The organism is Kitasatospora sp. NPDC048662 (genome assembly GCF_055587065.1).
Window position 1 is genome coordinate 366,651 of sequence record NZ_JBVJHA010000006.1, and the last position, 24,920, is coordinate 391,570.

Genomic DNA, 24,920 nt, shown 5'->3' on the forward strand with positions numbered 1-24,920 from the left:
GCGGCCTCAGGACTCCGCGCCGCCCGGCTCGGGCGCCTTCTCGCTCTGCGCCGTGCCGGAGCCGCCCTCGGGGCCCCGGTCGGGCTCGGCCGAACCTGCGCCGATCCGGAAGATCCGCCGGCTGGTGTACTCCTCGACCAGGCTCTCCACCGACAGGTCGTCATCGCCGCCGTGCTTGTTCGGGTTGCTCGCTGCCATCACCCTGCTCCCTCCGTGCTGCCGGTACCGGCACCTGCTCCGCCGTGGGTGCTGCCGCGGGCTCCGCTTCGGGCGGTGCCAGCAGTTCCAGCACCTCGACCTCGCTGCCCTTGACGTAGACCCCGGCGGTGCCGGGCACCTTGCCGAGGAACGTCCCGTCGCTGCCCAGGCGCCACTGCGATTCCAGATAGATGTCCTGCTGCTGCGGGAACGCCGACACCGCCGACCGCGAGCCGAGCCAACCGCCCACCCACAGACCGCCCTTGAGCCGGATCCGGACGAAGCAGGGGTCGCGGTCGGCGAACAGGAAGTCCCAGGCCGTCGGCGTCGGCTCGTAGTGCGCCCGCTCGCGCCGCCGCCGTACGGCCGCCGCCGCCCAGGCCGCGCCCGCCGGCACCACCACGACCAGCAGCAGCACGGCCAGCCCCGCCTGCCGGGGGTGCCGCAGCAACCCGACCAGCGGCCCGTCGTCTCCCCCGCGCAGCAGCCGCGCCAGCCAGGGCCCCGCGACCACCGCGTACACGGCGTCCAGCAGCCCGCTGATCGCGACCGCCCGCAGAGCGCGGTTCTGCGGCTCCTGCTCGGCGGCGCGCGGACCGCGCAGGCGGTCGGAGACGGCCTGGTAGAAGATCCCGGGCAGCACGAGAACCACCAGGATGGCCAACTGCTGCACCGTGCTCGGAACCACCGCGTCCATTCCTCCCCCGCCCCCGCGGCGACCGCGTCCGCCGCAGCACCGAAGCGCTGCCTCACCCTAACCGAGCAGGCCATCACCCGGGACGGTTCCGCCGAGTTGACGGAGCGTCAGTCGCACAGTTGCACTCCCCAACTCCCCCGTCAGGCCGGGATGTTGTGCATGACGGCCTCGGTCAACGGCGTGAGCCTGGCCACCAGCTTGTCGAAGCCGGTGGTGCGGCCGTCGGACCACTGCGCCATGCCGACCAGCAGGCCGTGCCCCGACGACCCGAAATTCTGCACCAGCCCACTGTCGGCGGGCAGTTCACGCAGCCCCGAATCCTTGGGCGGAAGCTGAACGGCGACCTGGAACGTCTCCGGATGGCCGGCCAGGTACGTCAGCAGGTGAACCGCTTCCGCCGGGTCCTTCATGGTGAACAGCGCCAGGGTGTACTGGTTGCCGTCGGCGTCCTTGTACAGCGCCAGATCGACGCCGAGACACCCCTTACCCTGCGCGATCATCCCCGCGAGGGCCGTCCCCACCGTGTCCGCGCCGGTACAGGTCGGGTTCTGCACGTCCGCCACCAGCGTGTAGCCCTGCACCTGCTTCGGAAAGATGTCCAGCGGGATCACGGAACCGGCCGCAGGCGCGGGCGCTGCCGCAGCGGGCACCGGCGCAGCCGCGGCGGGCGCCTTCCGGCCCGAGGGCTGCAGCACGTACGCCGTCGCACCCGCCGCCGCCAGCAGGACGGCCGCCGCCGGAAGCACCAGCCACCGCCGCGAGCGCCGCCGCACCGGCCGCCGGGCCGCCGCCGCGCGTTCTGCGGCGCTCGGCTCGCGCACCGCGTTGTTCTTCTCGATCTCGCGGACGAACTCTGCCCACAGGTCGTCGTCGGGTTCACTCGTGGTCACAGCCCCCAGACCCTAGTGATCATCCCCGCCGTTGAAAAGTCTCGCCCCCCACCGCCGAGAGGGCTCCGGCCAGGGAATTGACGGTGACTTCCGGCGCTCACGAATTGACGGTCCGTCTATTCCTCACCTCTCGCTGCGGAGTAGTCGCGCCGCTCCGCGCCGGGCGGCACCCCCGCCGCATCCGGACCTGACATCCACCCCTCGGGACACCCCATCACCGCCTCGACGAACGACGCCGGCGGGAGATACCCGTGCCGGCCCACGTAATGCGCCACCAACGACGGCGCCGCAAAAACCTCACCGCCCCGCCCCGGCACCCGAATCTCACCGGACCCCAGAGCGACCTCACGCCCCCGGTGCTCCACCCGCACCGGCCCCTCCCGCCCTCGCCGCCAGGGCGGACAGAGCCCGCAGACGTGAAAACCCCGCGTGCCGTTCACGCGCTGCCACTGCACGATGTCGAGCAGCCGATCCGCAAAACCCTCCGGGGCGGCACCCCTGGGGTATCTGCGCAGCCTGCTCAGCCACCCCACGTTCACCCTGCGGTAGGTGGGGGCGAACGTCGCGAAATCGAGCCCCTCGGCGACGGTTTCCTGTTCGAAGTAGGTGTACGGACTCAGGTCGCGGAAGAATGTCATGCGGCTCTCCTGTCCTTCAACCGTGGGCCGCGACGGCGCGGACCTGTGGAGCGTGCCGGGCCGACCGTCAGTCGTCGTCGGTCTCGCCGGGCGGAATCGTCCACCGCAGCACCGTCCCGCCGGCCCCGTCCGCCTCGAGGGTCACGGGATGGACCTGGCCGGCCGCGCGTTCGCCGTGGTGGCTCATCGAATGGTCGGCGGCCTCCCAGTCGATGCCGAGCACCTGGCATCCGCCGACCTCGATCGCGCCGGCCAGCAGGGGGTGGTCCGCACCGGCGCGCTGGAACAGGTGGTAATCGGTGTGCTTGTCGGCCATGACGGCGATGCTCTTCCCGCTCCGCAGGCCGCCCCGCCACGCTTCGATCTCTGCCACGAGCGCCTCCGCCTTCGCCACCGGCAGGTCGAGCCAGCCCCAGGAGCCGTCCGCCGGCATCCGCTGCCCGCCGAAGTGCGCGTGGGCGTCCGGCGCGTGGAGCCCCCAGTAGGTGACGTCGGCGAGACCGTCGGCCGGTTCGCCTTCCAGCCCGATCCAGGCGTCGAGGCCCACACCGTCCCCGACGACCATGCCGCCCCGATCGACGGGAAGGTCCCCGAGCGGGACCGGTGCGTCGTCCGGCCCGGTCCAGGGCAGGCCGAGATCGACCTCCAGCAGCGAGATCACCGGTTCCTCGGTGTACCAGGACAGGGCCGTCCGCGCCCGCACCCGCAACTCCCGGTCCCGGGCCGCCGGGACGGCCACCGCCTCGCACTCGCCGTCCCACAGGTGGCCTCCGCCGGACGCCGCGGCAACCCTGGCGCGCTCGGACAGCGGAAGCCCCAGCTCCGGCCAGTAGTCGATCCACGACGCCATGCCGAGCACCAGCACACCGGACGGCGCCGTCACGAACCCCAGGTCGACGAATTCCTCACTCACGCCCCGATTCTCCCATTGCCCCGGGCCGGCCATCCCCCGGCTGATTGCCCCTCTCCCCGTCAGGCACTCAGCGGCTCGGCAACTCCGCGCACCGGCGACAGGGCGGCCGCACAGGTCTGCACCGGAGCCTACGGCGGGCTCAGCACCGGGCAGGTGTTCCCCGTCCCGGCAACCGTCACCTGAGATGCTGCCCACACCTCGGGCGATCACATCCTCGGCTAATCTGCACGGCCATGGGTGAGTTGACAGTGATCAGGCACGGTCAGACCGAGTGGAGCCTGTCGGGCCGTCATGCCGGCCGCACCGACGTCCCGTTGACCGCCGTCGGCGAGGCGACGGCCCGGGCGCTCGCGCCGCGACTCGCGGGCCGCCCCCGGCCGGTCGCGGTGTTCAGCAGTCCGCTGAGCCGCGCCCTGCGGACGGCCGAACTGGCGGGCCTGACCGGCGTCGAGGCCGACCCCGACCTCCTCGAGTGGGACTACGGCGGCTACGAGGGACTGACGGCGGAGCAGATCGAACAGTCCCGACCCGGCTGGGACCTGTGGCAGGACGGCATCGTCCCCGGCGAGGCACCATTCCCCGGTGAGCAGCTCCACCAGGTCGCCGCCCGCACGGACGCGGTACTGGACCGAATCCGCCCCCTGCTGACCGAAGGTGACGTCGCCGTCGTCGCCCACGGCCACCTGGCCCGCATCCTCGCCGTCCGCTGGCTCGGCCTCGACCCCTCCGCCGCCGCCCTCCTCGGCCACCCCCACCCCGGCAGTCTCAGCACCCTCGCCACCGAACACGGCCGCCCGGTCATCGCCGCCTGGAACGTCCCGTAGCACAGTGAGCGCCCCCCGGTCGGCGAGGGTGATCACTGTCCTACCGAAGACTTGGAGCAACTCCTGTGAACGGCACGGCATTCCTCGCATCCGTCATCGCCACCGGCCGACTCCACGGCATCGGGATCGGCTCCCCGATCGCCGACGTGGGTCGGGCCTTCCGAAGCGCGTGGATCGACGACGTCGTGGAAGCGGGCATGTCCCTGCGCCGGGACTACGGTCTGGTCGAGCTGTACTTCAACGGCCCCGAGTGGACCGTCGTCGGCGGCTCGGTCGAGCTGCACCGCCTCGCCACCGTGGCCGGGCTGGCCGAGGAGTGGCGGAAGGCCGAAGGGATCGAGTTCTCCGAGTACCTCCCCTGGAGCGAGGTGGAGACCGCACTCGCCCAACTCCCTGACGCCCCCGGCCCGACCGTGGACCGCCGCCAGCGCGGCTACGTCGAGTACCGGGCGCAGGCCCTGAGGGCCTCGGCGCTGGTCATCGACAACCACGAGGAGCGCAACGGCCGGCCGGGGCACGGCGACGTGTTCTGCGTTGCCCTGGGTCAGTAGGGGCTACCCACCAGTGTGCCCACTGCTGTTGGCCCGTGAGCATCGTTCTCTCGTGCGCCATTAAAACCCGATCGGCCCACTTGGGTTGCCATTCCCAGCGGACTGCGTCGATCGTAATTGTGCAACACTCCCGGGCCAGAACGCTTCGCTTTTACCCAGAGGGGAAACACTGCGAACCAATTGAGCGCGAGAGGAAGCGTTCGGCATGGCGAATACAGCGCTGAGGAAGGTCCTTGTCACGGGAGCCGGCACCGGCTTCGGATTGGGAAGATGACCCGTCGCAGCGGCTCTTTGACTACTCCAAGCATTCCTACGAGATGCGGCCGGAGACTCCTGTCACCAAGTGACCCCACCTCCCGGGCAGCCGTTTCACCGCTATCGGATTCCTCCAACCTTCAGAGGCGTTCTCTCATGGCCAAGATCCTTTTCGTGATGACCGGAGCAAGCTACTGGACGCTCAAGGACGGCCACCGGCACCCCAGCGGGTACTGGGCCGAGGAGTTCACAAGTCCGTACAGCGTTTTCACCGGGGCCGGCCACGAGGTCACCATCGCCACCCCGGGCGGTGTCGTACCCGTCTGCGACACGATGAGCCTGCGACCCCAGTTCACGGGGGGAGAAGATGCATCCGTCAAGCAGGAAGGCATCATCGAAGAGGCCGAGCAGCTCCGCCACGCCATCCCGATCAAGGACGTGGACCTCCGCGACTACGACGCGGTCTACTACCCAGGAGGCCACGGCCCCATGGAGGACCTCTGGTGCGATGCCGATTCCGGGCTGCTGCTGAGGAGGGCCCTCGCGTCCGGCAAGCCGCTGGGCCTCGTCTGCCATGCCCCGGCGGCACTGCTCGCCACCCGGGACGAGAAGGGTGACACGCCGTTCTCCAACTACCGCGTCACCGGATTCACGAACGACGAGGAGGCGGGCGTCGGCTTCGCCGACAAGGCCAAGTGGCTCATGGAGGACGAGGTGAGAAACCTTCCCACGGACTACTCCCGCGGCCCGATGTGGGAGTCGTACACGGTGGTTGACCGCAACCTGTACACCGGACAGAATCCGGCGTCCTCCGGCCCGCTGGCCACGATCATGCTCAAGAACCTCTCCTAGCCCCGACGACATCGGCTTCGCCACCAAACCACAACTCGCCCAGCAGATGATCGAACGCGCCCTGGATGCCGGAGTCCCAGCCGCCTGGGCAGCCGGCGACGAGGTCTACGGCGACAACCCGAAACTGCGTGCAGCCCTGGAGAAACGGCAGCTCGGCTACGTGCTCGCGGTCTCCAGCAACCGCCGCACCGGCGAACTCGCCCACTACCATTGCTACTCGCCCCGGCTGGCCCCCCACTGTCCACCCTGGTCAAGATCGCCGGAAGCCGCTGGACGGTCGAGGAGACGTTCCAGAGCTCAAAGACCCTGGCCGGATTGGACGCAGCCCGCTCACGACCTCGCCCACCGACTGCGCTGGTCCACCTGGCGCCGACGCCACCAAGCTCGCGCACACCGCAGCCACTATCGCGGCCAAGTCGGCCTGCAACCATGACGATCACATCTGGAGTATTAGGCTGCAGTCGAAGCGTCCCGGTAAAGCATGGTGCGGAAGATCCCGGAGACCGTGGCCCCCACCAGAAGTGCGCAGATCAGGAGCAGGGCAGCGATCAGTCCGCCCGCAATGGCAGGCCCCACGCTGTTCGACTCCACTCCGAGCATGAATGCCAGGAATCCGATGACCACCGAGAGGACCATGGGCAGCGCGATCCACAGCGAGCCGTACACCTGCCGGGAGAAGGTCTCGCGCAGCATCCGCGCCGACCGGCGGGTGCCCTCCGTCACCCCGAGGCCGTCGATCATCATGGCCGGCAGCGCCAGGTAGGTGGCGACGGCCCATCCGGCGCTGAACAGTTCGTCCATGATCCAGCCGACGGCCGGGATCCGCTCCAGCTGTCGGATGAGCAGCAGAACCGTCGTGTTGAGCAGGCTCCACGCCAGCAGCCGTCGCCAATGCCGCAGGGCTCGCCGATAGTTCACGCCGATCCGGGCGGGCTCTCCCCGCAGCACGCCATCGACCGCGCAGATCATCGCGGCGCTGGAGAGGGTGAGCGCGAATCCCAAGAGGAGATAGCCGACGCCTATGGAGATCACATCGAAGGTGGACGGTGACGGCTCGGCCCAATCCCGAAGGAACGCCGGCACTGCCACGCCACCGGAGATCAGCGCCAGCGCGGCACCGCTGAGTAGCGGGAACACCAGCAGGCGGCGGTTGTTTCGCAGCACCCCGAAGGACACACGTACGGGTTGAACGGTACTCACGAGAGGGTCCCCACGGGTGGTCATGTTTCGCTGACGCGCCACAGGCTATGCCAGTCGTCATGCCGCTCACCACGGAGGCGCCACCGTCACAAGCCGGAGCGATTCGTGACACAGACAACACATCGCTCAGCCGGCCCCTGGACGCTCGCCGGCACCTCCGAATGATCATTCGTTGGTTGAAGTCGGCTCCGCGTCGAGTCCCACCAGTTCCTACCCGGAGATCACATCTGCGACTGGAGTACCAGGCAGAACACCTTCGAGCCGGCCGGGCTCGTGGCGGGTGCGGCTCGTGTGGCGCCGTCAGCTCTCGGCCGGCTCGCGCGGCCAGTTGCGCAGCATCGCGGTGATGATGTGGGGGCGGGCGAGTTCGGCCGGGGAGCCGGTGAGGCTGACGGCGTTCCAGACGGCCGTTGCGACCTTGGGGTCGGTGGCTGCGGCTCGCATGGTGGCCCGGAAGGACTTGGCCAGCAGGGCGGACAGGGCGGGACGGGTGCCCGGGACCTGGGGCATGGATTTGTCGGCCAGGGTGGAGAACAGCCAGGAGAGGTGCAGGGCTTTCGCGGCGGACCGGTAGAAGCGCCGGGGGAGGTTCCGGGTGCCGTCGGCGAGGAGGCATTCGCGTAGGGCGGCGGCTTCCAGTGCGGCGACCGTCATGCCGGCGCCGTAGATGGGGTTGAGGCTGCAGATCGCGTCGCCGATGGAGATCAGGCCGTCGGGAAGGCGGCGGAGCCGGTGGAAGTGCCGGCGTACGGCGTGGGGGTGGGCGAACGAGGCGACGTCGGTGACCGGCTCGGCGCGCCGGAGGGCTTCGCGCGCGTCCGCGGAGGCCAACTCCTGGGCGAAGAGCAGGAATTGATCCGGCGCGGTGGGCGGGTGGTGCGCGCGGCCGAAGCCGTACAGGGAGAGCACCCAGATGCCGTTCTCCTGGCTGGTGAGGACCAGGCCGCGCGGGCGCGCGGGGGTCGCGCCGACCAGGAGGGCCTTGTCCGGGCCCATCGCACCCGGGGGGAGCCGGTAGCGGCGGCTCGCGTAGGCCACGTCTACGCGCAGGCGTTGCTCCGCGGGCTTCTCGTACCCCAGCGTGGCCAGCCAGGTCGCGCCTCGGCCCGCCCGGCCCATGGCGTCGACCACGAGGTCGGCGTCGATGTCCTCGGTGCTGCCGGGCGCCCCCGGGCGGGCCGTCCGGACTCCCGTCACCCTGGTGCGGTCGGACGTGGTGAGGGGGGCGGTCGCCTCCCGGCCGTCGAGCAGGGTGACGTTCGGCGCCGCGCAGACCTTGGCCCGCAGGCGGTCCTCCAGGAAGGGGCGGCTCGCCTGGAGCACCGTGCCCAGCGGCACTTTGCGCAGCAGGGAGCCGAAGAACACGATCTCGACCTCGCTCAGCGCGGTGGCCAAGGTGGCACCGTCGGCGGCGAGTTCGCCGACGAAGCCCGGGAAGAACTCCTCCAGGACGTTCGCGCCGCGGACCGTCAGCGAGTGCACGTGCGCCCCCTGCGGCGCGCCCCGCCGGACGGCACCGTCGCCCGCGAGAGTGTCCCGTTCGACGAGGGTGACCCGGTCGAAGACCTCGGACAGGGCCCGGGCCGTGCAGAGGCCGCTGATGCCGGCACCCAGCACCAGGGCATGGCCAGTGCGCGTCTCGGTACCGCGGCGTGCCAGGTTCATCGTGGGATCCGATCTACGAGGGGGTCACAGGGGGCCCGTGCCCACAACCCGCGCCGCTCACACCCGGCGATCACTTGTGCACCCTCGGTGACCGGAGTTGACCGCGCGGAGGTCGCCTCCTTGACATTGCCATGGCGAGGAGGCGTTCGTACCATCAGGCCTAGCGGCGGCGGTTCGCCGTCAACGAGCGCTAGCAGGAAGCGGGTTCATCCATGACTGCTGCACCGCCCACCCGCCGTCGGCCCTTCGGCGGCCTCGCCCTCCTCCTGGCCGCCGCGCTGTTCGGCGCCACCCCGGCCGCCACCCCGGCCTCCGCACAGCCGAACACCGCACCACAGGCCGCCGCACCACCGGCCGCCGCGCAGCAGATTGCCGCGCAGCAGGTTGCCGCGCAGAGTTGGGGCGACGACTTCGACGGCCCGGCCGGCGCGGCGGTCGATCCCGCCAAGTGGACGGTGGAGACCGGCGGTTCGGGCAACGGCAACCACGAGCTCCAGTACTACACGGCGGGTGCGGCGAACGCCGCGCTGGACGGCCAGGGGCATCTGGTGATCACGGCGCGGCGCAACTCCGATGCGGGGCTCGCCTGTTGGTACGGCACCTGCCAGTACACCTCGGCCCGGCTGAACACGGCCCGCAGCTTCGCCCAGGCGTACGGGCACTTCGAGTCCCGGATCAAGATCCCGCGCGGGCAGGGCATCTGGCCGGCGTTCTGGATGCTCGGCAACGACATCGGCACGGTGAACTGGCCGAACAGCGGCGAGATCGACGTGATGGAGAACATCGGCCGCGAGCCGGGCACCGTGCACGGCACCATCCACGGGCCGGGCTACTCCGGCGCGGGCGGCATCGGCGCGCCGTACTCGCTGCCGGCGGGGCAGTCCTTCGCGGACGACTTCCACGTCTTCGCCGTGGACTGGAGCCCGTCCGCCGTGACCTGGTCGGTGGACGGCCACGCCTACCAGACCCGCACCCCGGCCGATCTGGGCGGCAACCGCTGGGTGTTCGACCACCCGTTCTTCGTGATCCTCAACCTGGCCGTCGGCGGCGACTGGCCGGGCAGCCCGGACGGGTCGTCGGCCTTCCCGCAGACCATGGTGGTCGACTACGTCCACGCCACCGCCTCGAACACCGTCCCGCTGCCGTACACCGGCCGGATCACCGGCCCGGGCGGCATGTGCGTGGACGTGGCGGGGGCCTCCAGCGCCGACCGCACGCCGATCCAACTGCACAACTGCACCGGCAACGCGGCCCAGCAGTGGACGGTCGGCACCGACGGCACCGTCCGCGCCCTCGGCAAGTGCCTGGACGTGGACGCCGCCTCGCACAACGACGGCGCGGCCATCCAGCTGTACACCTGCAACGGCACCGGTGCCCAGCAGTGGTCGTACGGCGCCGGGCGCGCCTTCGTGAACACCGGCTCCGGCAAGTGCCTGGACTCCCCGAACGGCTCCTCCGCCGACGGCACCCGGCTCCAGCTGTGGACCTGCAACGGCACGCCTGCCCAGCAGTGGACGCTTGGTTGACGCACCGCCGGTCGGCGGCCTGCCCAGCGCCGTCGGCCGCCGGCGCTGCCCGGCGACCTCAGCCGGTGACGGTGCCCAGCGGGCTGACCTCGATGGTGATCCGGCCGGTGTGCGACGGCTCGGTGTCGTCGAACGCCACCTCGGTGATCCTCGCGGCCACCAGCGTCCGGCGGTCGGTCACCACGCAGATGGTGGCGTCCTGTTGCACGCCGGACCGTTCGAGCGTGGAACGGTTGGTGTTGGAGATCTGGAATGTCGTCAGGGAGCCGCTGTTCGCCGCCCGCAGGCAGGAGTCCGGGGTGGCCTGCTCGCCGGGCTTGAGCACCCCGGCGGTCCGGCCGCTGCCGGGCGCGAGGTCGAACTCCGCCCAGGAGGCGTTGGTCGTCCACAGGTCGAACTGGGCCTTCGCGCCGGCGTCGCGCAGCCGCCACTCCTCGTCGGTCATCCGCTTCGAGCGGCCGGACGGCAGGTCCAGGTCGATCATCTGCAGCTCGCCGAGCGCGGACCGCTGCAGCACGATCCGCTCCGTCCCGGCCCCCGGGGCGACGGGGGTCAGGCCCGGACCGGACGCCACACCGGTGCCCTGCGCCGTCACCGCGGGAGCCGGGCCCGACGCCGCGGGGCGGTCCTCGTGGCGGTTGGCCAGGTACAGCCCGAACACCAGGCCGCCCACGGCCAGCACCGCGACCGCCGCCAGCGCGGCCCGGCCGCGCCCCGAGTCGTGGTGGTGCACGGTGCTGGAGTTGTGCACGGTGCTGGAGTTGTGCACGGTCTGGTTCTGGCCGGCCTGGTACGCGTTGCCGTCGGTGACCTGCGCGTCGAAGGTCTTCTCGGGACGGGTCACTGGTGGAAGACCTGGTCGCGTCCGGCCTGGTAGACGTTGCCGCCGGTGACGGTGGCGTGGAAGACCGTGGTGCCGCCGGCCGCGGGGCGCTGCTCGGGCGGCAGGGCGGGGGTGAGTTCCTCGTCGAGGACGCGGCGGATCTCGGCGGCGAGGGCGGGGTTGTCGCCGATCAGGCGGCGGAAGCGGCTCTCCCAGTCGCCCGCGAGGGAGGCCAGTGTCTCGTCCTCGGTGCCGGCCGCGCGGGCCCGCAGCAGGTCCTCGCGGGTGTCGTCGAGTTCCTGCGAGATCGACTCGGCCCGTTCGGGGCGCAGCCGTCGCCACGCCCCGGTGACGGCGCTCTTGGCGCCCTCCCAGGCGTCGGTGGCCAGCAGGCCGACCACGGTGGTGGCCGCCTGTCCGGCGAGCATGGCCACGGTGAGCTGGTCCGGTTCCATCTGCACTCCCCCGTCCGTCGGAAGTGCACATGATAGCGACGATCTTCCCGTGCTCTCACCGGGGTTGACGTGCCGTCACGGCCCGGGGCCGGACCTGGCTGAGTGGGGCGGCTGCCGTCACGGCTCGGACCGGACCTGGCTGAGCGGGGCGGCCAGCGATTCCAGGCTGCGGCGTTCGGCCTTGACGCCGATCAGCGCCTCGACCAGGCCCGCCAGCGTCATCAGGGCGGCGCCGATGCAGAACGCCAGTGTGGCGTCGCCGACCTGGCCGCTGGAGACCAGGCCGTTGAACAGCAGCGGGCCGGAGATGCCGCCCGCGGCGGTGCCGACGGCGTAGAAGAACGCGATGCACAGCGCCCGGGTCTCCAGCGGGAAGATCTCGCTGACGGTGAGGTAGGCGGCGCTGGCCCCGGCGGAGGCGAGGAACAGCACGGCCGTCCAGCAGGCGGTCATGGTGGTGGCGTCCAGCGAGCCGCGCTGGAACAGCCAGGCGGTGCCGAACAGCAGGACGCCGGAGCCGATGTAGCTGCCGGCGATCATCGGTTTGCGGCCGACGGAGTCGAAGAGGTGGCCGAGCAGCAGCGGGCCGAGGAAGTTGCCGACGGCGATCACCGCGAAGTAGTAGCCGGTGTCGCCGGTGGGGACGTCGAAGAAGGTGGTGAGGATGGCGGCGTACCCGAAGGTGACGGAGTTGTAGAGGAAGGACTGGCCGATGAACAGCGCCAGGCCGAGGACGGTGCGGCGCGGGTAGTGCGAGACCAGGGTGCGGGTGATGGTGCCGAAGCCGATCGGGCCGCGTTCGCGGATCCGGATCGGTGGTTCGTCCACCGGCGGCAGGGGCTTGCCGGTCTCCCGTTCGACGGTCTTCTCGGCGGCGGTGACGATCTCCTCGGCCTCCCGGCGGCGGCCGTGGGTGAACAGCCAGCGCGGGCTCTCCGGGACGTGCCGGCGCACCAGCAGGATGACCAGGCCGAGCACCACGCCGATGCCGAAGGCGAGCCGCCAGCCGATGTCGGTGGCGAACAGCGCGGTGTTGAGCAGCGCGATCGAGGCGAACGCGCCGATCGCCGCGCCGATCCAGAAGCTGCCGTTGACGATCAGGTCGATCCGGCCGCGGACCCGGGCGGGGATCAGTTCGTCGATGGCGGAGTTGATCGCCGCGTACTCGCCGCCGATGCCGAAGCCGGTGAAGAACCGGCACAGGAAGAAGAACCAGGCGGTCCAGGAGAGTGCGGTGACGGCGGTCGCGGCGAGGTACACCGCGAGGGTGAGCATGAACAGCTTCTTGCGGCCGCGCCGGTCGGTGAGCCACCCGAAGAACAGCGCGCCGCAGCAGGCACCGGCCACGTACAGCGCGGCGGCGGTGGTGGTGACCTGGGCGGTGCTGATGGTGATGCCGCTGCCGGGTTCGGCGAGCCGGGCGGCCAGGTTGCCGACGATGGTGACTTCCAGGCCGTCCAGGATCCAGACGGTGCCGAGGCCGATCAGGATCCGCCAGTGCCAGGGCGACCACGGCAGCCGGTCGAGTCTGCCGGGGACGTCGGTCTCCACGGCCACGGCGGACTGGCGTTGCGGTGCGGACATCTCGGCCTCCGTCGAGCTGTCCCCCCGCGCCCGGCCGGTCCGGACGCGCCGTCAGCGCGTCTGCCCAGCATGCCCCCTGCGGCACACCTGGCCGACCCCCGACCGCCGAACGGCTCAACGCCTCAACGCCTCAGCGCCTCAGCACCTCAGCGGCTCAAAGGCTCAGCGGCTCAGCGGCTCAGCGGCTCAGCGTGGAGCGGACCAGTGCGGTGGAGAGCCGGGCCAGCTCGCGGGCGGGGACCAACTCGGCGAGCCCGTCCGGGGTTTCTGGCAGGCCGAGGCGGGCGGCGGCGGTCAGGGCGCGGCGGTCGAAGAACGGGCGCAGTTCGGGCCAGACCGACTGTGCTTCGCGGCGGAAGATGTCCGCACCGACGGGGCCGATCCGGGGCACCTCGCGCAGCAGCCGTCCGATCGCGGCCGGGTCGCGGCCGGCCTCCTCGCGCAGCCGCCGCAGGTCGCCGCGCCAGCGTTCGCGGACGAGGTCGGCGCCTTCGCCGAGCGCGGTGGCGGTGCTCTCGTCGTAGCGGACGTAGTGGGCGCGGCCGAGCGCGTCCACCCGCTGCTGCCAGCTGGAGTCGGTCATCGCGCGCGGGGTGCGCAGCCCGTCGGCGAACAGTTCGCGGGCGGCGTCGGCCGCGGTGTCGGCGCGGATCCGGATCGCGCACAGCTGGGTGAGGACCAGCAGTTGGTACAGCGGCGCGGGGGTGTCGCGCAGCCGGATGCCGGCCTGTTCGGCGTAGGTGCGGCCGTGCCGGTCGAGCAGGTCCTGGACGGCGGTCACAGCGGTGGCCGGGCTTCCAGCCGGTCCGCCAGCACCCGGGTCTCGAAGCGCGGCTGCGGGGCGGTGGCGGGGCCCTGCACGGGGTGGCCGTCGCTGAGCCGGAACCGGGAGTGGTGCACCGGGCACTGCACGCAGCCGTCGATCAGTTCGCCCCCGGCGAGCGATCCGGCCATGTGGGTGCAGCGGTCGGCGAGGACCGTCCAGCTGTCGTCGGAGCCGTGCACGACGACCACGGCGACCTCGCCGAGGTGGCGGCGCACCGGGACGTCGGCGGGGAAGTCGGCGGTGGCGCCGAGCGGGTGCCAGTCGGGTGGCGCGAGCCGGAGTTCGGCCTCGGCGTGGGCGGCGCCGGCGGCCTGCCGGTACGCCAGGTGCCCGCCGAGGGCGGCGGCGAGTCCGACGGCGGTGGTGCCGCTCAGTCCGAGCACCCGGCCGCGCGCGGCGTGGCCGTGGCAGCGGGCGCGCAGCGAGCTCGCGTGCAGCAGGGCGCCGGTGACGGCGCTCACGGCGTGCACCAGCCCGGTGCGGCGCTGGGCGGGCGGCAGCCGGGACCAGTCCACCCAGCCGGACCAGATGACGGGCGGCAGGCTGACCAGCCCGACGGCGGTCAGTGTGCGGACGGCCCGGTCGTCGCCGCCGGTGAGGTCGAGCAGCCCGGCGGCCAGCCAGCAGCCGATCGGGGTCTCGACGAGCGCCGGGTGCAGTGGGTGACCGAGCGGGACGCCGTGCAGCACGTCGCGGACCCGGCCGAGCGGCAGGGCCTGGATGAAGTCGGCGAGGCGCTCCGCGACCGGGTCGAGGAACGTCCAGCGTGAGGGGACGTCCAGCCAGTCGGCGGGGCCTGAGTGCAGATTTTCCATGCCGGGGCGGCTGTCCACTCCCCGGAAAGCCAAACACCGCCCCCGGCCGGGGGCGGTGAGGGAACGGCGGTGCGGTCAGCTGGGGCGGATGCGGCCGCGCCAGCCGCCCGATTCGAGGCCGCGTTCCTCGATGAAGGACTTGAACCGTTCCAGGTCGCCGCGGACCCGCCGGTCGATCATCCCTATCGTGTCGGCGGCGTGTTCGGCCATCCCCTGCGGGTCGTAGTCCATCGCGAGGCGCACCTCGCAGCGGTCGTCGTCGAGCCGGGCGAAGCTGACCACGCCCTTCTGCTGGACGTCGCCGCCGGTGGTCCGCCAGGCGATCCGCTGGTCGGGCAGCTGGTCGACGATCTCGGTGTCGAACTCGCGGCTGACCCCGGAGATCTTGGTGTGCCAGTGGTTGTGACGCTCGTCGATCTGGGTGACCCGTTCGACGCCGTCCATGAAGCGGGGGAAGTCCTCGAACTGCGTCCACTGGTTGTAGGCGGTGTGCAGCGGGACGTCCACCTCGACGGTCTCCTGGACCATGCTCATGCGTTCTCTCCTCCGTCTCTCGTCACGTCACCACCGGTACCAGCGGGAGCGTCGTCCACCGCTCTCGGCGCTGCGGGCGAAGAAACCGATCAGCCACAGCACCAGCACGGCGAGGGCGATCCACCACAGCACCTTCACGGCGAAGCCGGCTCCGAACAGGACGACGATCAGCAGCAGCACCAGCAGCATCGCGAGCATCGCGGTCGTACCTCCTCGGTCGGGGGCCGGGCCCGGTTCGGGCCTGCTGTGCGTCTGACCGTTTCGGTGCGGATCAAACCGTTCTGCCCGCTTCGCCGTTCACTGCGTCGAGGACTTCGACGGCGATCAGGCAGGTGTCGTCGTCGGTGTCGGCCACGCTCAGTTCCAGTGCCCGGTCGAGCAGGGCGTCGAGGTCGGCGGCGGGTTCGGCGAGCACCTGGGCGAGGTGGGCGAGCGGTTCCTCGACGGACTGGTCGCGTCGTTCGATCAGGCCGTCGGTGTACAGGACCAGGACGTCGCCGGGGCGCAGGGTGAGGCTGGCCTCCTGGTACTCGGGGTGGTCGGCGGCGCCGAGCAGGATGCCGTGCGGCATGGGCAGCGGGCGGGCGGCGCCGTCGCGCAGCAGCAGCGGCGGCAGGTGGCCGGCCCGGGCCCAGTGCAGGGTGCGGGTGTCGGGATGGTAGCGGGCGCAGACGGCGGTGGCGGTGGCGTCGGTGAGGTCGGCGGCGGCCTCGTTGAGCCAGCCGAGCAGCCGACCGGGCCCGGCTCCGGTGTGGGCGAGGCCGCGCAGCGCGTTGCGCAGGGCGACCATGCCGGTGGCGGCCTCGACGCCGTGTCCGGCCATGTCGCCGACCACCAGCAGTGCGGTGCGGTCGGGCAGCAGGGTGGTGTCGTACCAGTCGCCGCCGACCCGGTCCTGCTTCGAGGAGGGGCGGTAGCGGACGGCGGCGCGCAGTCCGGCGGCCGCGAGCGGCGGCGGGGCGGGCGGCAGGATGGCCTGTTGCAGGCGCAGCGCGAGGCGGTGGTTGTCGGCGGCTTCCTGCCGGGTGTCGGCGAGGCGTTCGGTGGTGGCGGCGAGCGCGGTCTCGGTCCAGTGCTGGGCGGAGACGTCCTGGTAGGCGCCGCGGACGGCGGCGGTGTGCCCGTGCACGTCGGGGACGGGTTCGGCGACCAGGCGCACGTAGTGGGTGTAGCTGCTGAGGTGCCGCATCCGGAACACCGCGGAGTCGGCGCGGCCGTGCCGGACGGCGGAGTTGACGACCCGGCGGACGGTCTGTTCGTCGTCGGGGTGGACGTGCGCGGCGAGGGCGGCGAGCGGGACGGGGGCGGTACCGGCGGGCAGGCCGAGCAGGTCGGCGGTGCGCGGCGTCCAGTGGATCTCGCCGGTGCGCAGGTCCTCCTCGAACCCGGCGAGGTGGCTGAGGCGTTGGGCGGCGCGCAGCAGGTGGTCGGTGCGGTCGGTGCCGGCGGCGGGCTGCCAGCTGAGCAGCAGGCGGTTGCCGTGCCGGGCGGCGGCGAGTTCGAGCAGGACGGGGACGGGGCTCTGGCCGGCCAGGAAGGTCAGGGCGAGGCTGTCGTGGTGCAGGGGGCGGCCGGTGGCGTGCACGTCGAGCAGCAGGTCGAGCAGGCCGTCGGCGCAGGCCAGCGGGTAGGTCTCGGTGAGGGTGCGGCCTTCGAGGCGGTGCGGGGGCCGGTCGGCGAGGTCGGTGAAGGCGGCGTTGACCCGGGCGAGGCGGAAGTCGGCGGGGGTGCCGTGGGCGGGTTCGGGGTCGAGCAGCACGGCGGGGGCGAGGGCGGCGTCGAGGGCGGAGGTGTCGGTGGGTGCGGGGTCGAGCGGCACGGCGTCGGTGAGGGCGAGCGCGCAGACCTCGGCGGTCGCCTGCAGGCGGCGGCGTTCGGCGGTGGTGGGGTCGCCGGGGCGCTGCGGCCAGGCGAGTTCGAGGACGGCGGCGGGGCCGTCGGCGCGGTGCACGGGCACGGCGAGGCGGTAGGGGGCGCGGGCGGCGCCGAGGGTGGCGGTGACGGGGCCTTCGGGGCCCTGGGGGCTGCGTCGTCGCAGGGCGCGCCCGGCGGGGGTGTCGAGGCCGGGCGGGACGTGTTGCCAGTTCGCGCGTTCGGTGTCGCTGAAGCCGGGTGCGGCGGCGGGGTGCAGGACGCCGCCGGGGCGGGCGGTCCACAGCACGGCGGCGGTGGCGGCGACCATGGCGGCAGCCTGGGTGAGGGCGGCCTCGACGGTGGGTTCGGGCCGTCCGGGCAGCCGGCTGGGCGGGCCGGTGGCGGCGGGCGTGGCGTCGCCGTCGGCGGGGCCGGGCAGTGTGGTGAGGATGTCGGCGGCGAGTTCCTGCGGGGTGAGGCGGGCCCGTTCGGCGAGGGTGAGCAGTTGGCTGCCGGCTTCGGCGGGTCCGCAGCCGAGGCGTTCGGCGAGGACGCCGGTGGCGAGGGCGGTGAGCGGGCGGGCGGCGAGGGCGGCGCGCAGGTCCTCGGTCTCGTCCTGGGCCTGGCGCAGCCGCAGGGCGAGCAGGTGGCGCGGGTCGGTCCCCCGGCGGGTGGGCTCGCGGGGTTTCGACACGGTGTCAGTTCTCCAACCAGTGCAGGACGGTGGCGATCAGGTGGTTGGCGTCCACGGGTTTGGTGAGGTGGTCGTCGGCGCCGGCGGCGAGGCTGCGGGCGCGGTCGTCGGGCAGGGCCTTGGCGGTGACGGCGATGATCGGGACGGTGGCGTGTTCGGCGCTCTCGCGGATCGCGGCGGTGGCGGCGTAGCCGTCGAGTTCGGGCATCATCAGGTCCATCAGCACCAGGTCCACCTCCGGGTGGGCACGCAGCAGGGCGAGTCCGGTGCGGCCGTTGGCGGCGTGCAGGGCGGTGGCGCCCTCGAGTTCGAGGGCGGTGCTGAGGGCGTACACGTTGCGCGAGTCGTCGTCGACGACCAGGACGGTGCGGCCGGCGAGCCGGCCTTCGGGGGCGGGTGCGGGGGCGGCGGGTTCGGCGCCGGGCGGGCCGGCGGCCTTGCCGATGCGTTCGCGCAGTTCGTCCAGCCCGGTGGTGATCTCCAGGTGCTCGCCGTCGGGCAGCGGGGTGTCGGGGCGGGTGGTGTGGCCGATCACGGGGACGGGGTGGGGGCGGCGTTCGAGCGCGGCGAGCAGCTTGCGGGCGCCGTCGTCGGGCAGGGCGAGGTCGAGCACGAGCAGGCGGTGCGGGGCGCGGTCGAGGGCGGCGAGGGCGCGGTCGGGGTCGGCGGCGCTGTCCACGGCGGTGGCGGGCGCGCGGTCGGCCACGGCGCTGCGGGCGAGCAGGGTGAGCAGCGCGGGCGGGTCGGGTTCGACCACCAGGATGCGGCGCTCGGCGGGGGCGGCGGGTTCGGGGGCGAGTGGGGCGGGCAGCAGCAGGGTGAAGCAACTGCCTTCGCCGGGAACGGATTCGGCGCTCACCGCGCCGCCGAGCAGCCGGGCGAGTTCGCGGCTGATGGACAGCCCCAGGCCGGTGCCGCCGTACCTGCGGCTGGTGGTGCCGTCGGCCTGCTGGAAGGCGCCGAAGATGGATTCCAGGTGGTCGGCGCCGATGCCGATCCCGGAGTCCTGGACCCGGAACGCGAGCGCGCCCGACTCGCCCTGCCCGGCGGGCAGCCCGGCCGGTGCTTCGCCCGGCCGGGCGGGTTCCACGGTGAGTTCGACGAAGCCGCGGTCGGTGAACTTGACGGCGTTGGCCAGCAGGTTGCGCAGGATCTGCCGCAACCGGGCCTGGTCGGTGCGCAGTTCGGCAGGCGCGCCGGGGGCGGCGGTGATCCGGAAGTCGAGGTTCTTCTCGGCGGCCAGCGGGCGGAAGGCGGTGTCGACGTAGTCGAGCAGTTCGCGCAGCGGGAACTGCTCGACGGTGACGTCGAGTTTGCCGGCCTCGACCTTCGACAGGTCGAGGATGTCGTTGATCAGCTGGAGCAGGTCGGAGCCGGCCGAGCGGATCACTTCCGCGTACTCGACCTGCTTGCCCGTCAGGTTGCCCTCGGAGTTCTGGGCGAGCAGCTGGGCGAGGATCAGCAGGCTGTTGAGCGGGGTGCGCAGTTCGTGGCTCATGTTGGCCAGGAACTCCGACTTGTACATCGACGCGGACGTCAACTGGCGGGCGCGGTCCTCCAGTTCGCGGCGGGCCTGTTCGATCTGAAGGTTCTTCGCCTCGATGTCGCGGTTCTGCGCGGCCAGCAGTTCGGCCTTCTCGCCGAGTTCCGCGTTGGAGCGCCGCAGCTCCTCCTGGCCGTCGACCAACTGCTCGGACCGGGCCCGGAGTTCTGCGGTCAGCCGCTGCGACTCCTGGAGCAGTTCGTCGGTCCGGGCGTTGGCCAGCAGGGTGGCCAGGGTGGTGCCGATGTCCTGGGCGAGGCGTTCCAGGAAGTCCCGGTGCAGGTCGGTGAAGTGGTGCAGGGTGGCGACCTCGACCACGCCGAGCAGCCGGTCCTCCATGGTGATCGGCTGGATCAGCAGTTCGCGGGGCGTGGCGGAGCCCAGCGCGGAGCCGATCTCCGCGTAGCCGGGCGGCAGGTCGGTGAGGACGATCGGGCGGCGGCTGCGCCCGGCCTGGCCGATCAGCGACTCACCGAGACCGAACCGGCGCGGGCGGTCGCCCGCCCGGTGCCCGTAGCCCGCGGCGCGCACCAGCACCAGCTGTTCCGTACCGTGCGGGGCTCGGCCGTCCTGGGCTCGGCCGTCCTGGGCTCGTCCGTCCTCGGCTCGTCCGTCCTGGGCTCCGCCGTCCTCCGCGAGGTAGTCGGCGGCCAGGTAGCAGGTGCCGTACTGGGCGTCCAGCAGCGGGCAGAGTTCGTCCATCAGCAGTTCGGCGACGGCGGCGGGCTCGCGGCGGCCCTGGACCAGGCCGGTGAGCCGGGCCAGATGGGTCTTCAGCCAGTCCTGTTCGCGGTTGGCCCGGGTGGTCTCGCGCAGCGACTCGACCATCACGTTGACGTTGTCCTTCAGGTCGGCGACCTCGCCGGACGCCTCGACGGTGATCGACCGGGTCAGGTCGCCGGCCGTGACCGCGCCGGTCACCTCGCCGATCGCCCGCACCTGCCGGGTCAGGTTCCCGGCCAGTTCATTGACGTTCTCGGTGAGCCGCTTCCAGGTGCCGGAGACGCCCTCCACCTCGGCCTGCCCGCCGAGCCGGCCCTCGGTACCGACCTCGCGGGCCACCCGGGTGACCTCGGCGGCGAACGAACTGAGCTGCTCCACCATGGTGTTGACGGTGTTCTTGAGCTCCAGGATCTCGCCCCGGGCGTCCACGTCGATCTTGCGGGTCAGGTCGCCTCGGGCGACCGCCGTGGTCACCTGCGCGATGTTGCGGACCTGGCTGGTCAGGTTGTGCGCCATGAAGTTGACGCTGTCGGTGAGGTCCTTCCAGGTGCCCGCGACGTTCGGCACCCGGGCCTGGCCGCCGAGGATGCCGTCGGTCCCGACCTCCCGCGCCACCCGGGTGACCTCCGCCGCGAACGCCGACAGGGTGCCCACCATCGCGTTCAGCGTGTCCACCAGTTCGGCGACCTCACCCTCCGCCTCGACGGTGACCCGGCGCGACAGGTCGCCGCGCGCCACCGCCGTCGCGACCTGCGCGATCGACCGGACCTGCCCCGTCAGGTTGGACGCCATCACGTTGACGTTGTCGGTCAGGTCGCGCCACGTCCCGGACACGCCCCGGACGTCGGCCTGCCCGCCGAGGATGCCCTCGGTGCCGACCTCGCGGGCCACCCGGGTCACCTCGCCGGCGAACGAACTCAGCTGCTCCACCATGGTGTTGACGGTGCTCTTCAGTTCCAGGATCTCGCCCCGGGCCACCACGTCGGTCTTCCGGGTCAGGTCGCCCCGGGCCACCGCCGTCGCCACCTGGGCGATCGAACGGACCTGCGCGGTGAGGTTGCCCGCCATGAAGTTCACGCTGTCCGTCAGATCGCGCCAGGTGCCGGAGACCCCACGGACGTCGGCCTGGCCGCCGAGCATCCCTTCCGTGCCGACCTCGCGGGCCACCCTGGTCACCTCGGCGGCGAACGAACTGAGCTGCTCCACCATGGTGTTGACGGTGTTCTTGAGCTCCAGGATCTCGCCCCGGGCGTCCACCGCGATGGTGCGGGTCAGGTCGCCTCGGGCGACCGCCGTGGTCACCTGCGCGATGTTGCGGACCTGCGCGGTGAGGTTGCCGGCCATCGCGTTCACCGAGTCCGCGAGCTCCCGCCACGCGCCCACCGCCTGCGGCACCTCGGCCTGCCCGCCGAGCATCCCCTCGGTACCCACCTCGCGGGCCACCCGGGTCACCTCGGCGTTCAGCCGGGCCAGCCGCTCCGCCATGTCGTTGTAGACCCCGGAGATCTCGCCCAGCACGCCGGGCGCGTCCGGCAGCCGCAGCGACAGATCGCCGTCCCGGACGGCGGTCAGCCCGGCCAGCAGGCGGCGCAGCGCGGCGCTGTCGTGGTCCGGCTGCTTGCCGTACGCGGGCTCGGGCGGGAGCTCGGGCGGGGGCTCGGGCGAGGGCTCGGGCGAGGGCTCGGGCGAGGGCTCGGGCGAGGGCGAGTCCGGCGGGTGCGGGTCGGGTGCGCTGTCCACGTGGCCACCACCTCGTCTCCGGTCAGCGGGGCCGGAGCCGGCGGGCGGGGCCGGGTCCCGGCTGTTCACTGTGGCACCCCTCCACTGTGGCACCGTCCCGGTCCGGGGTCCGCCGGGGGCGGAGCGTCTCCAGCCACACGCGTTTGCCGCCGCCGGGAACGGGTTCGCTGCCCCATGCCGCGGCCAGCCGGTCCACCACCCGCAGCCCGTGACCGCCCGGCCGGGCGGGGATGTACGGGGCGCGCAGCACCGGCATCCGGTCGTCGCTGTCGCGCACCGCGACCCGCAACAGCGGTCCGCACCTGGTCAGCTCCAGTTCGTAGGGGCCGGCCGCGTGCTGGCAGGCGTTGGTGACGAGTTCGCTGGTCATCAGCAGCACGTCGTCGGCCGCCGCCCGCCCGTCGGCGTCGGGCGCGGGCAGCCAGCCCCACGCCCGCAGGGCGAGGCAGGTGAACTCGCGGCTGCGCGCCACGGCCCCGGGCGCGGATTCCAGCGGCAGGCTGCGGCGCTCGGTGCGACCCTCCACGGGCTCCTGCACGGGCCGGCCCGTCATCGCTGCTCGCCCGCCCCTTCCGCACCGCCCGAGGCTCCACCGTCCGAGGCCACACCGCCCGACGGCAGACCGCCCGACGGCAGACCGTCCGGGGCCACGCCGTCCGGAAGCGCACCCTCCGGCCGCACGGCCGCGTCGTCGCCGAGCGCGTCCTCGACGCTCGCCCGGACGGCCAGCACCTGGTCCGCGCCGGTGATCTCCAGCATCCGGAGCACCACCCGGCCGGGGGCGGCCAGCAACAGCGGGAGGCCGACCTGTTCGGCGGCGGCGTGTGCGCGCAGCAGCAGGTTGAGGCCGGTGGAGTCGCAGAAGTCGAGGCCACCGCAGTCCACCACCAGCCGCCCGGGCGGATTGGCGACGGCCCGCTCCAGGGCTTCGCGGAGCGGGCCGACGCTGTCGTGGTCGAGTTCGCCCTCGGGGCGCACCACCAGTGCGCCTGGGGGACGTTGCAGCGCGACGGTCAGGGGGGCACCGACGGCGGGTTGCGGGTCCACGGTACGAACACCTCCTGCCGAGCGGTGCGGCTATCCACCCGTAGGTGGCTCGGTCCGCGCGGCTACCCGGCCTGGCGAGGCTCAATCACTCGCGGTGTCCGTACCGGGTTCCGTCTCGCCCTCGATCTGTTCGCGCAGCCCGGTCAGGGTGGCGGCGAGGATCCGCGAGACGTGCATCTGCGAGACGCCGATCTCGTGGGCGATCTCGCTCTGGGTGAGTCCGCCCCAGAAGCGCAGCAGCAGCACGGTGCGCTCCCGTTCGGGCAGCCGGCTGAGGAACGGCTTTGCCGCGACGCGCAGTTCGGCGAGTTCGAGTCCCGGGTCGCAGGAGCCGAGCCGGTTGATCAGCGCGCTGCCGGTGTCCTCGGATTCGTCGTCGCGCAGCGAGTCCAGGGAGTCGCAGCGGCACAGCCGTCCGGCGTCCAGCCCTTCGGCCGCCTCGGCCTCGGTGAGGTGCAGTTCCTCGGCGAGTTCGGCGGTGTCGGGCAGTCGGCCGAGGTCCTGTTCGAGCCGGTCGGAGGCGCGGGCGGCGGCCAGGTAGCGTTCCTGGACGCTGCGCGGGACCCGCAGCGGCCACGAGGTGTCGCGGAAGAACCGCTTGATCTCGCCGGAGACGGTCGGGATCGCGTAGGTGACGAACTCGACGCCGCGATCCGGGTCGAACCCGTCGACCGCCTTGATCAGGCCGATCGTGCCGACCTGCAGGATGTCGTCGAGTTCCTCGGGGCGGTGCCGGAACCGGGCGGCGACGAACCGCACCAGCGGCATGTTGAGTTCGATCACGGTGCCGCGCACGTAGCTGGACTTCGGGTCCTCGGGCGGCAGTTCGGCCAGCCGCCGGAACAGCGCGTCGCTGAGCCCGCGGGCTTCGAACTTGCCCATGGCACGCATCTCGCGCCGCGTCGGCCGGTACATCGGGTCGATGTCGAGCACCTGGTCGGTGTCCCGCATCGGGTCAATGTCGCGGCCGGTCGTGGCGCGAGGGTGGTCGGTGTCGCGGCCCGTCGTAACGCTGTCGCGGCCCGTCGTAATGCTGTCGCGGCCAGTCGTGGCGCACGGGTGGTCGGTGTCCGGTCGGGTGTCGGCACGGCGCGCCGACGGGTGGCGTGGGGTCATGGTGGTCACTGGGAGTCATCTCCCGGGGACGGCGTGGGCCCGCTGCGTCGCCCCGGGCGGGCGGTCCGCCGGGCGTCGGACGGGGGCGTCGGACGGTCGGCGGCCGCGCGGGGCGGCGGAGAGGCGGGCGGAGAACCGTGGTACCCGGCTTCTTCAGGTGACGGCTCCCGGCACGCGGCTCGCATGCCGTGGCTGGCGACCTTGCGGGTCGGCCGCACCGGGCGCGCGCTCGATGCGACGCCCCACTCGTACCCGATCGGCCGCGTTTGAATCGGATTCGCCCCGATTGATCCGGGTATGCGTCGGCGTGACCCCCCGGCAACGGAAGGAGAGCGGTCATGCCTGCCGGATCGAGCCCCAAGCGGGAGCGCCAGTACGAACACATCAAGGAGAGCCAACTGAAGCGCGGCACCAGCGAGAAGCGCGCCGAGGAAATCGCCGCGCGGACCGTCAACAAGGAACGTGCCCGGCACGGCGAGAGCCGGACTGCCTCGCGCACCTCGGTGAAGGACGTCTCCTCCGGCCACCGCGGCGGCAAGCGGTCGCACAGCGGGGCGCAGGGGCCGACCAAGGACCAGCTGTACAACGAGGCCCGGCAGCGTGGCATCAAGGGCCGTTCGAAGATGAACAAGCACCAGTTGGAGAACGCCCTGGGGCGGTGATCAGAATGACGATGCCGATTCCGGTCGACCCGGACGTGCGGCCGCCCGAACCGCCGGACAGCCCCCCGCGCCCGACCGATCCGCCCGGCCCGCTCGGCCCCTCGCCGCTTCCGCCGGACCCGGACCCGCCGATCTCCCCGCCCGTCCCGGGCGAGCCGCAGCCGCCGAGCCCCGCCCCGCCCGGCCCGGAGCCCACGCCCGAACCCGAACCCCAGCCCGCCACTCCCCCACCCGGCGGGTAGCCGGGCCCTGCTGACCCGATCGGGTGAGGCCCGCCGCCGGACGGCGGCGCGGA

General features: G+C 72.5%; 26 protein-coding genes. 7 read left to right on the top strand and 19 right to left on the bottom strand.

Features of this window, described 5'->3' with window-relative positions:
- Window positions 1–6 precede the first annotated feature (6 nt).
- The 5 genes from ACZ6R9_RS19870 to ACZ6R9_RS19890 all read right to left on the bottom strand — a co-directional run bounded on the left by ACZ6R9_RS19870 (window position 7) and on the right by ACZ6R9_RS19890 (window position 3,336).
- A complete protein-coding gene (locus tag ACZ6R9_RS19870) occupies window positions 7–198 on the bottom strand; it encodes a hypothetical protein (protein ID WP_380482618.1) in 192 nt (63 codons plus the stop codon).
- Complete coding sequence (locus ACZ6R9_RS19875) at window positions 161–895, bottom strand: DUF6338 family protein (protein WP_380482621.1); 735 nt, start codon at window positions 893–895, stop codon at window positions 161–163. The genes ACZ6R9_RS19870 and ACZ6R9_RS19875 overlap by 38 nt, the downstream gene beginning before the upstream one ends.
- Window positions 896–1,035: 140 nt before the next feature.
- Window positions 1,036–1,785, bottom strand: a complete 750-nt coding sequence (locus ACZ6R9_RS19880; RefSeq protein WP_465539256.1) for a hypothetical protein — start codon at window positions 1,783–1,785, stop codon at window positions 1,036–1,038.
- A 116-nt stretch (window positions 1,786–1,901) separates the two neighbouring features.
- Window positions 1,902–2,423: a DUF7919 family protein gene (locus tag ACZ6R9_RS19885; protein WP_465539258.1), complete on the bottom strand. Its 522-nt coding sequence runs from the start codon at window positions 2,421–2,423 to the stop codon at window positions 1,902–1,904.
- Between the two features lie 67 nt (window positions 2,424–2,490).
- The gene (locus ACZ6R9_RS19890) at window positions 2,491–3,336 is read right to left on the bottom strand and encodes a hypothetical protein (protein WP_465539260.1); all 846 of its coding nucleotides are present in this window, start codon (window positions 3,334–3,336) and stop codon (window positions 2,491–2,493) included.
- Window positions 3,337–3,569: 233 nt separating this feature from the next.
- Between ACZ6R9_RS19890 and ACZ6R9_RS19895 the strand changes: the two genes are divergently transcribed.
- From ACZ6R9_RS19895 to ACZ6R9_RS19910, 4 genes are all read left to right on the top strand, one after another.
- Window positions 3,570–4,160 (top strand): histidine phosphatase family protein, encoded by a 591-nt coding sequence (locus tag ACZ6R9_RS19895; protein WP_380482629.1) that lies wholly within the window; start codon window positions 3,570–3,572, stop codon window positions 4,158–4,160.
- A 65-nt stretch (window positions 4,161–4,225) separates the two neighbouring features.
- Window positions 4,226–4,711: a hypothetical protein gene (locus ACZ6R9_RS19900; RefSeq protein ID WP_465539262.1), complete on the top strand. Its 486-nt coding sequence runs from the start codon at window positions 4,226–4,228 to the stop codon at window positions 4,709–4,711.
- 411 nt (window positions 4,712–5,122) lie between these two features.
- The gene (locus ACZ6R9_RS19905) at window positions 5,123–5,818 is read left to right on the top strand and encodes a type 1 glutamine amidotransferase domain-containing protein (protein ID WP_465539264.1); all 696 of its coding nucleotides are present in this window, start codon (window positions 5,123–5,125) and stop codon (window positions 5,816–5,818) included.
- A 46-nt stretch (window positions 5,819–5,864) separates the two neighbouring features.
- A complete protein-coding gene (locus ACZ6R9_RS19910) occupies window positions 5,865–6,251 on the top strand; it encodes a transposase (RefSeq protein WP_465539266.1) in 387 nt (128 codons plus the stop codon).
- 17 nt (window positions 6,252–6,268) lie between these two features.
- On the opposite strand, the gene ACZ6R9_RS19915 is transcribed toward ACZ6R9_RS19910, so the two are convergent.
- Together ACZ6R9_RS19915 and ACZ6R9_RS19920 are read right to left on the bottom strand one after the other, a co-directional pair.
- The gene (locus ACZ6R9_RS19915; RefSeq protein WP_465539268.1) at window positions 6,269–6,994 is read right to left on the bottom strand and encodes a DUF6159 family protein; all 726 of its coding nucleotides are present in this window, start codon (window positions 6,992–6,994) and stop codon (window positions 6,269–6,271) included.
- Between the two features lie 324 nt (window positions 6,995–7,318).
- Window positions 7,319–8,683: an NAD(P)/FAD-dependent oxidoreductase gene (locus ACZ6R9_RS19920; RefSeq protein WP_465539270.1), complete on the bottom strand. Its 1,365-nt coding sequence runs from the start codon at window positions 8,681–8,683 to the stop codon at window positions 7,319–7,321.
- A 212-nt stretch (window positions 8,684–8,895) separates the two neighbouring features.
- Between ACZ6R9_RS19920 and ACZ6R9_RS19925 the strand changes: the two genes are divergently transcribed.
- Window positions 8,896–10,209 (top strand): ricin-type beta-trefoil lectin domain protein, encoded by a 1,314-nt coding sequence (locus ACZ6R9_RS19925; protein WP_465539272.1) that lies wholly within the window; start codon window positions 8,896–8,898, stop codon window positions 10,207–10,209.
- 58 nt (window positions 10,210–10,267) lie between these two features.
- Here the strand turns inward: ACZ6R9_RS19925 and ACZ6R9_RS19930 are convergent, their stop codons facing one another.
- The 12 genes from ACZ6R9_RS19930 to ACZ6R9_RS19985 all read right to left on the bottom strand — a co-directional run bounded on the left by ACZ6R9_RS19930 (window position 10,268) and on the right by ACZ6R9_RS19985 (window position 23,798).
- Window positions 10,268–11,053: a hypothetical protein gene (locus ACZ6R9_RS19930; protein ID WP_465539274.1), complete on the bottom strand. Its 786-nt coding sequence runs from the start codon at window positions 11,051–11,053 to the stop codon at window positions 10,268–10,270.
- Window positions 11,050–11,487, bottom strand: coding sequence for a hypothetical protein (locus tag ACZ6R9_RS19935; protein ID WP_380482647.1), 438 nt, complete (start codon window positions 11,485–11,487; stop codon window positions 11,050–11,052). Before ACZ6R9_RS19935 ends, ACZ6R9_RS19930 begins: the two co-directional genes overlap by 4 nt.
- 117 nt (window positions 11,488–11,604) lie before the next feature.
- Window positions 11,605–13,071, bottom strand: a complete 1,467-nt coding sequence (locus tag ACZ6R9_RS19940; protein ID WP_465539277.1) for an MFS transporter — start codon at window positions 13,069–13,071, stop codon at window positions 11,605–11,607.
- 178 nt (window positions 13,072–13,249) lie between these two features.
- Window positions 13,250–13,852, bottom strand: a complete 603-nt coding sequence (locus ACZ6R9_RS19945) for an endonuclease (RefSeq protein WP_380482652.1) — start codon at window positions 13,850–13,852, stop codon at window positions 13,250–13,252.
- Window positions 13,849–14,712 carry a Rieske 2Fe-2S domain-containing protein gene (locus tag ACZ6R9_RS19950; RefSeq protein ID WP_465539279.1) on the bottom strand — a complete coding sequence of 288 codons (864 nt, stop codon included), beginning with the start codon at window positions 14,710–14,712 and terminating at the stop codon, window positions 13,849–13,851. Before ACZ6R9_RS19950 ends, ACZ6R9_RS19945 begins: the two co-directional genes overlap by 4 nt.
- A 75-nt stretch (window positions 14,713–14,787) precedes the next feature.
- The gene (locus ACZ6R9_RS19955) at window positions 14,788–15,246 is read right to left on the bottom strand and encodes an SRPBCC family protein (RefSeq protein ID WP_380482657.1); all 459 of its coding nucleotides are present in this window, start codon (window positions 15,244–15,246) and stop codon (window positions 14,788–14,790) included.
- A gap of 27 nt (window positions 15,247–15,273) precedes the next feature.
- The gene (locus ACZ6R9_RS19960) at window positions 15,274–15,444 is read right to left on the bottom strand and encodes a hydrophobic protein (protein WP_380482658.1); all 171 of its coding nucleotides are present in this window, start codon (window positions 15,442–15,444) and stop codon (window positions 15,274–15,276) included.
- Between the two features lie 73 nt (window positions 15,445–15,517).
- Window positions 15,518–17,794 carry a SpoIIE family protein phosphatase gene (locus ACZ6R9_RS19965; protein ID WP_465539282.1) on the bottom strand — a complete coding sequence of 759 codons (2,277 nt, stop codon included), beginning with the start codon at window positions 17,792–17,794 and terminating at the stop codon, window positions 15,518–15,520.
- A gap of 4 nt (window positions 17,795–17,798) precedes the next feature.
- The gene (locus ACZ6R9_RS19970; protein ID WP_465539390.1) at window positions 17,799–21,653 is read right to left on the bottom strand and encodes a HAMP domain-containing protein; all 3,855 of its coding nucleotides are present in this window, start codon (window positions 21,651–21,653) and stop codon (window positions 17,799–17,801) included.
- A gap of 169 nt (window positions 21,654–21,822) precedes the next feature.
- The gene (locus ACZ6R9_RS19975) at window positions 21,823–22,326 is read right to left on the bottom strand and encodes an ATP-binding protein (protein ID WP_465539284.1); all 504 of its coding nucleotides are present in this window, start codon (window positions 22,324–22,326) and stop codon (window positions 21,823–21,825) included.
- Window positions 22,327–22,349: 23 nt separating this feature from the next.
- Complete coding sequence (locus ACZ6R9_RS19980) at window positions 22,350–22,847, bottom strand: STAS domain-containing protein (protein WP_465539286.1); 498 nt, start codon at window positions 22,845–22,847, stop codon at window positions 22,350–22,352.
- A gap of 81 nt (window positions 22,848–22,928) precedes the next feature.
- On the bottom strand, window positions 22,929–23,798 hold the full coding sequence (locus ACZ6R9_RS19985) for a SigB/SigF/SigG family RNA polymerase sigma factor (RefSeq protein WP_465539288.1): 870 nt from the start codon (window positions 23,796–23,798) through the stop codon (window positions 22,929–22,931).
- A gap of 503 nt (window positions 23,799–24,301) precedes the next feature.
- Between ACZ6R9_RS19985 and ACZ6R9_RS19990 the strand changes: the two genes are divergently transcribed.
- Entirely contained in the window at window positions 24,302–24,625 is a 324-nt protein-coding gene (locus ACZ6R9_RS19990) for a plasmid stabilization protein (protein WP_380482667.1), read from the top strand.
- Between the two features lie 5 nt (window positions 24,626–24,630).
- The gene (locus ACZ6R9_RS19995; RefSeq protein WP_380482669.1) at window positions 24,631–24,867 is read left to right on the top strand and encodes a hypothetical protein; all 237 of its coding nucleotides are present in this window, start codon (window positions 24,631–24,633) and stop codon (window positions 24,865–24,867) included.
- Window positions 24,868–24,920: the final 53 nt, after the last annotated feature.

Bases quoted from the DNA above. Each gene is read 5' to 3' on its own strand.
- ACZ6R9_RS19935 (WP_380482647.1), bottom strand. From the start codon at position 11,487: ATGGAACCGGACCAGCTCACCGTGGCCATGCTCGCCGGACAGGCGGCC.
- ACZ6R9_RS19990 (WP_380482667.1), top strand. From the start codon at position 24,302: ATGCCTGCCGGATCGAGCCCCAAGCGGGAGCGCCAGTACGAACACATC.
- ACZ6R9_RS19885 (WP_465539258.1), bottom strand. From the start codon at position 2,423: ATGACATTCTTCCGCGACCTGAGTCCGTACACCTACTTCGAACAGGAA.
- ACZ6R9_RS19905 (WP_465539264.1), top strand. From the start codon at position 5,123: ATGGCCAAGATCCTTTTCGTGATGACCGGAGCAAGCTACTGGACGCTC.
- ACZ6R9_RS19955 (WP_380482657.1), bottom strand. From the start codon at position 15,246: ATGAGCATGGTCCAGGAGACCGTCGAGGTGGACGTCCCGCTGCACACC.
- ACZ6R9_RS19960 (WP_380482658.1), bottom strand. From the start codon at position 15,444: ATGCTCGCGATGCTGCTGGTGCTGCTGCTGATCGTCGTCCTGTTCGGA.
- ACZ6R9_RS19910 (WP_465539266.1), top strand. From the start codon at position 5,865: ATGATCGAACGCGCCCTGGATGCCGGAGTCCCAGCCGCCTGGGCAGCC.
- ACZ6R9_RS19895 (WP_380482629.1), top strand. From the start codon at position 3,570: ATGGGTGAGTTGACAGTGATCAGGCACGGTCAGACCGAGTGGAGCCTG.
- ACZ6R9_RS19950 (WP_465539279.1), bottom strand. From the start codon at position 14,712: ATGGAAAATCTGCACTCAGGCCCCGCCGACTGGCTGGACGTCCCCTCA.
- ACZ6R9_RS19985 (WP_465539288.1), bottom strand. From the start codon at position 23,798: ATGCGGGACACCGACCAGGTGCTCGACATCGACCCGATGTACCGGCCG.
- ACZ6R9_RS19875 (WP_380482621.1), bottom strand. From the start codon at position 895: ATGGACGCGGTGGTTCCGAGCACGGTGCAGCAGTTGGCCATCCTGGTG.
- ACZ6R9_RS19925 (WP_465539272.1), top strand. From the start codon at position 8,896: ATGACTGCTGCACCGCCCACCCGCCGTCGGCCCTTCGGCGGCCTCGCC.
- ACZ6R9_RS19870 (WP_380482618.1), bottom strand. From the start codon at position 198: ATGGCAGCGAGCAACCCGAACAAGCACGGCGGCGATGACGACCTGTCG.
- ACZ6R9_RS19995 (WP_380482669.1), top strand. From the start codon at position 24,631: ATGACGATGCCGATTCCGGTCGACCCGGACGTGCGGCCGCCCGAACCG.
- ACZ6R9_RS19940 (WP_465539277.1), bottom strand. From the start codon at position 13,071: ATGTCCGCACCGCAACGCCAGTCCGCCGTGGCCGTGGAGACCGACGTC.
- ACZ6R9_RS19920 (WP_465539270.1), bottom strand. From the start codon at position 8,683: ATGAACCTGGCACGCCGCGGTACCGAGACGCGCACTGGCCATGCCCTG.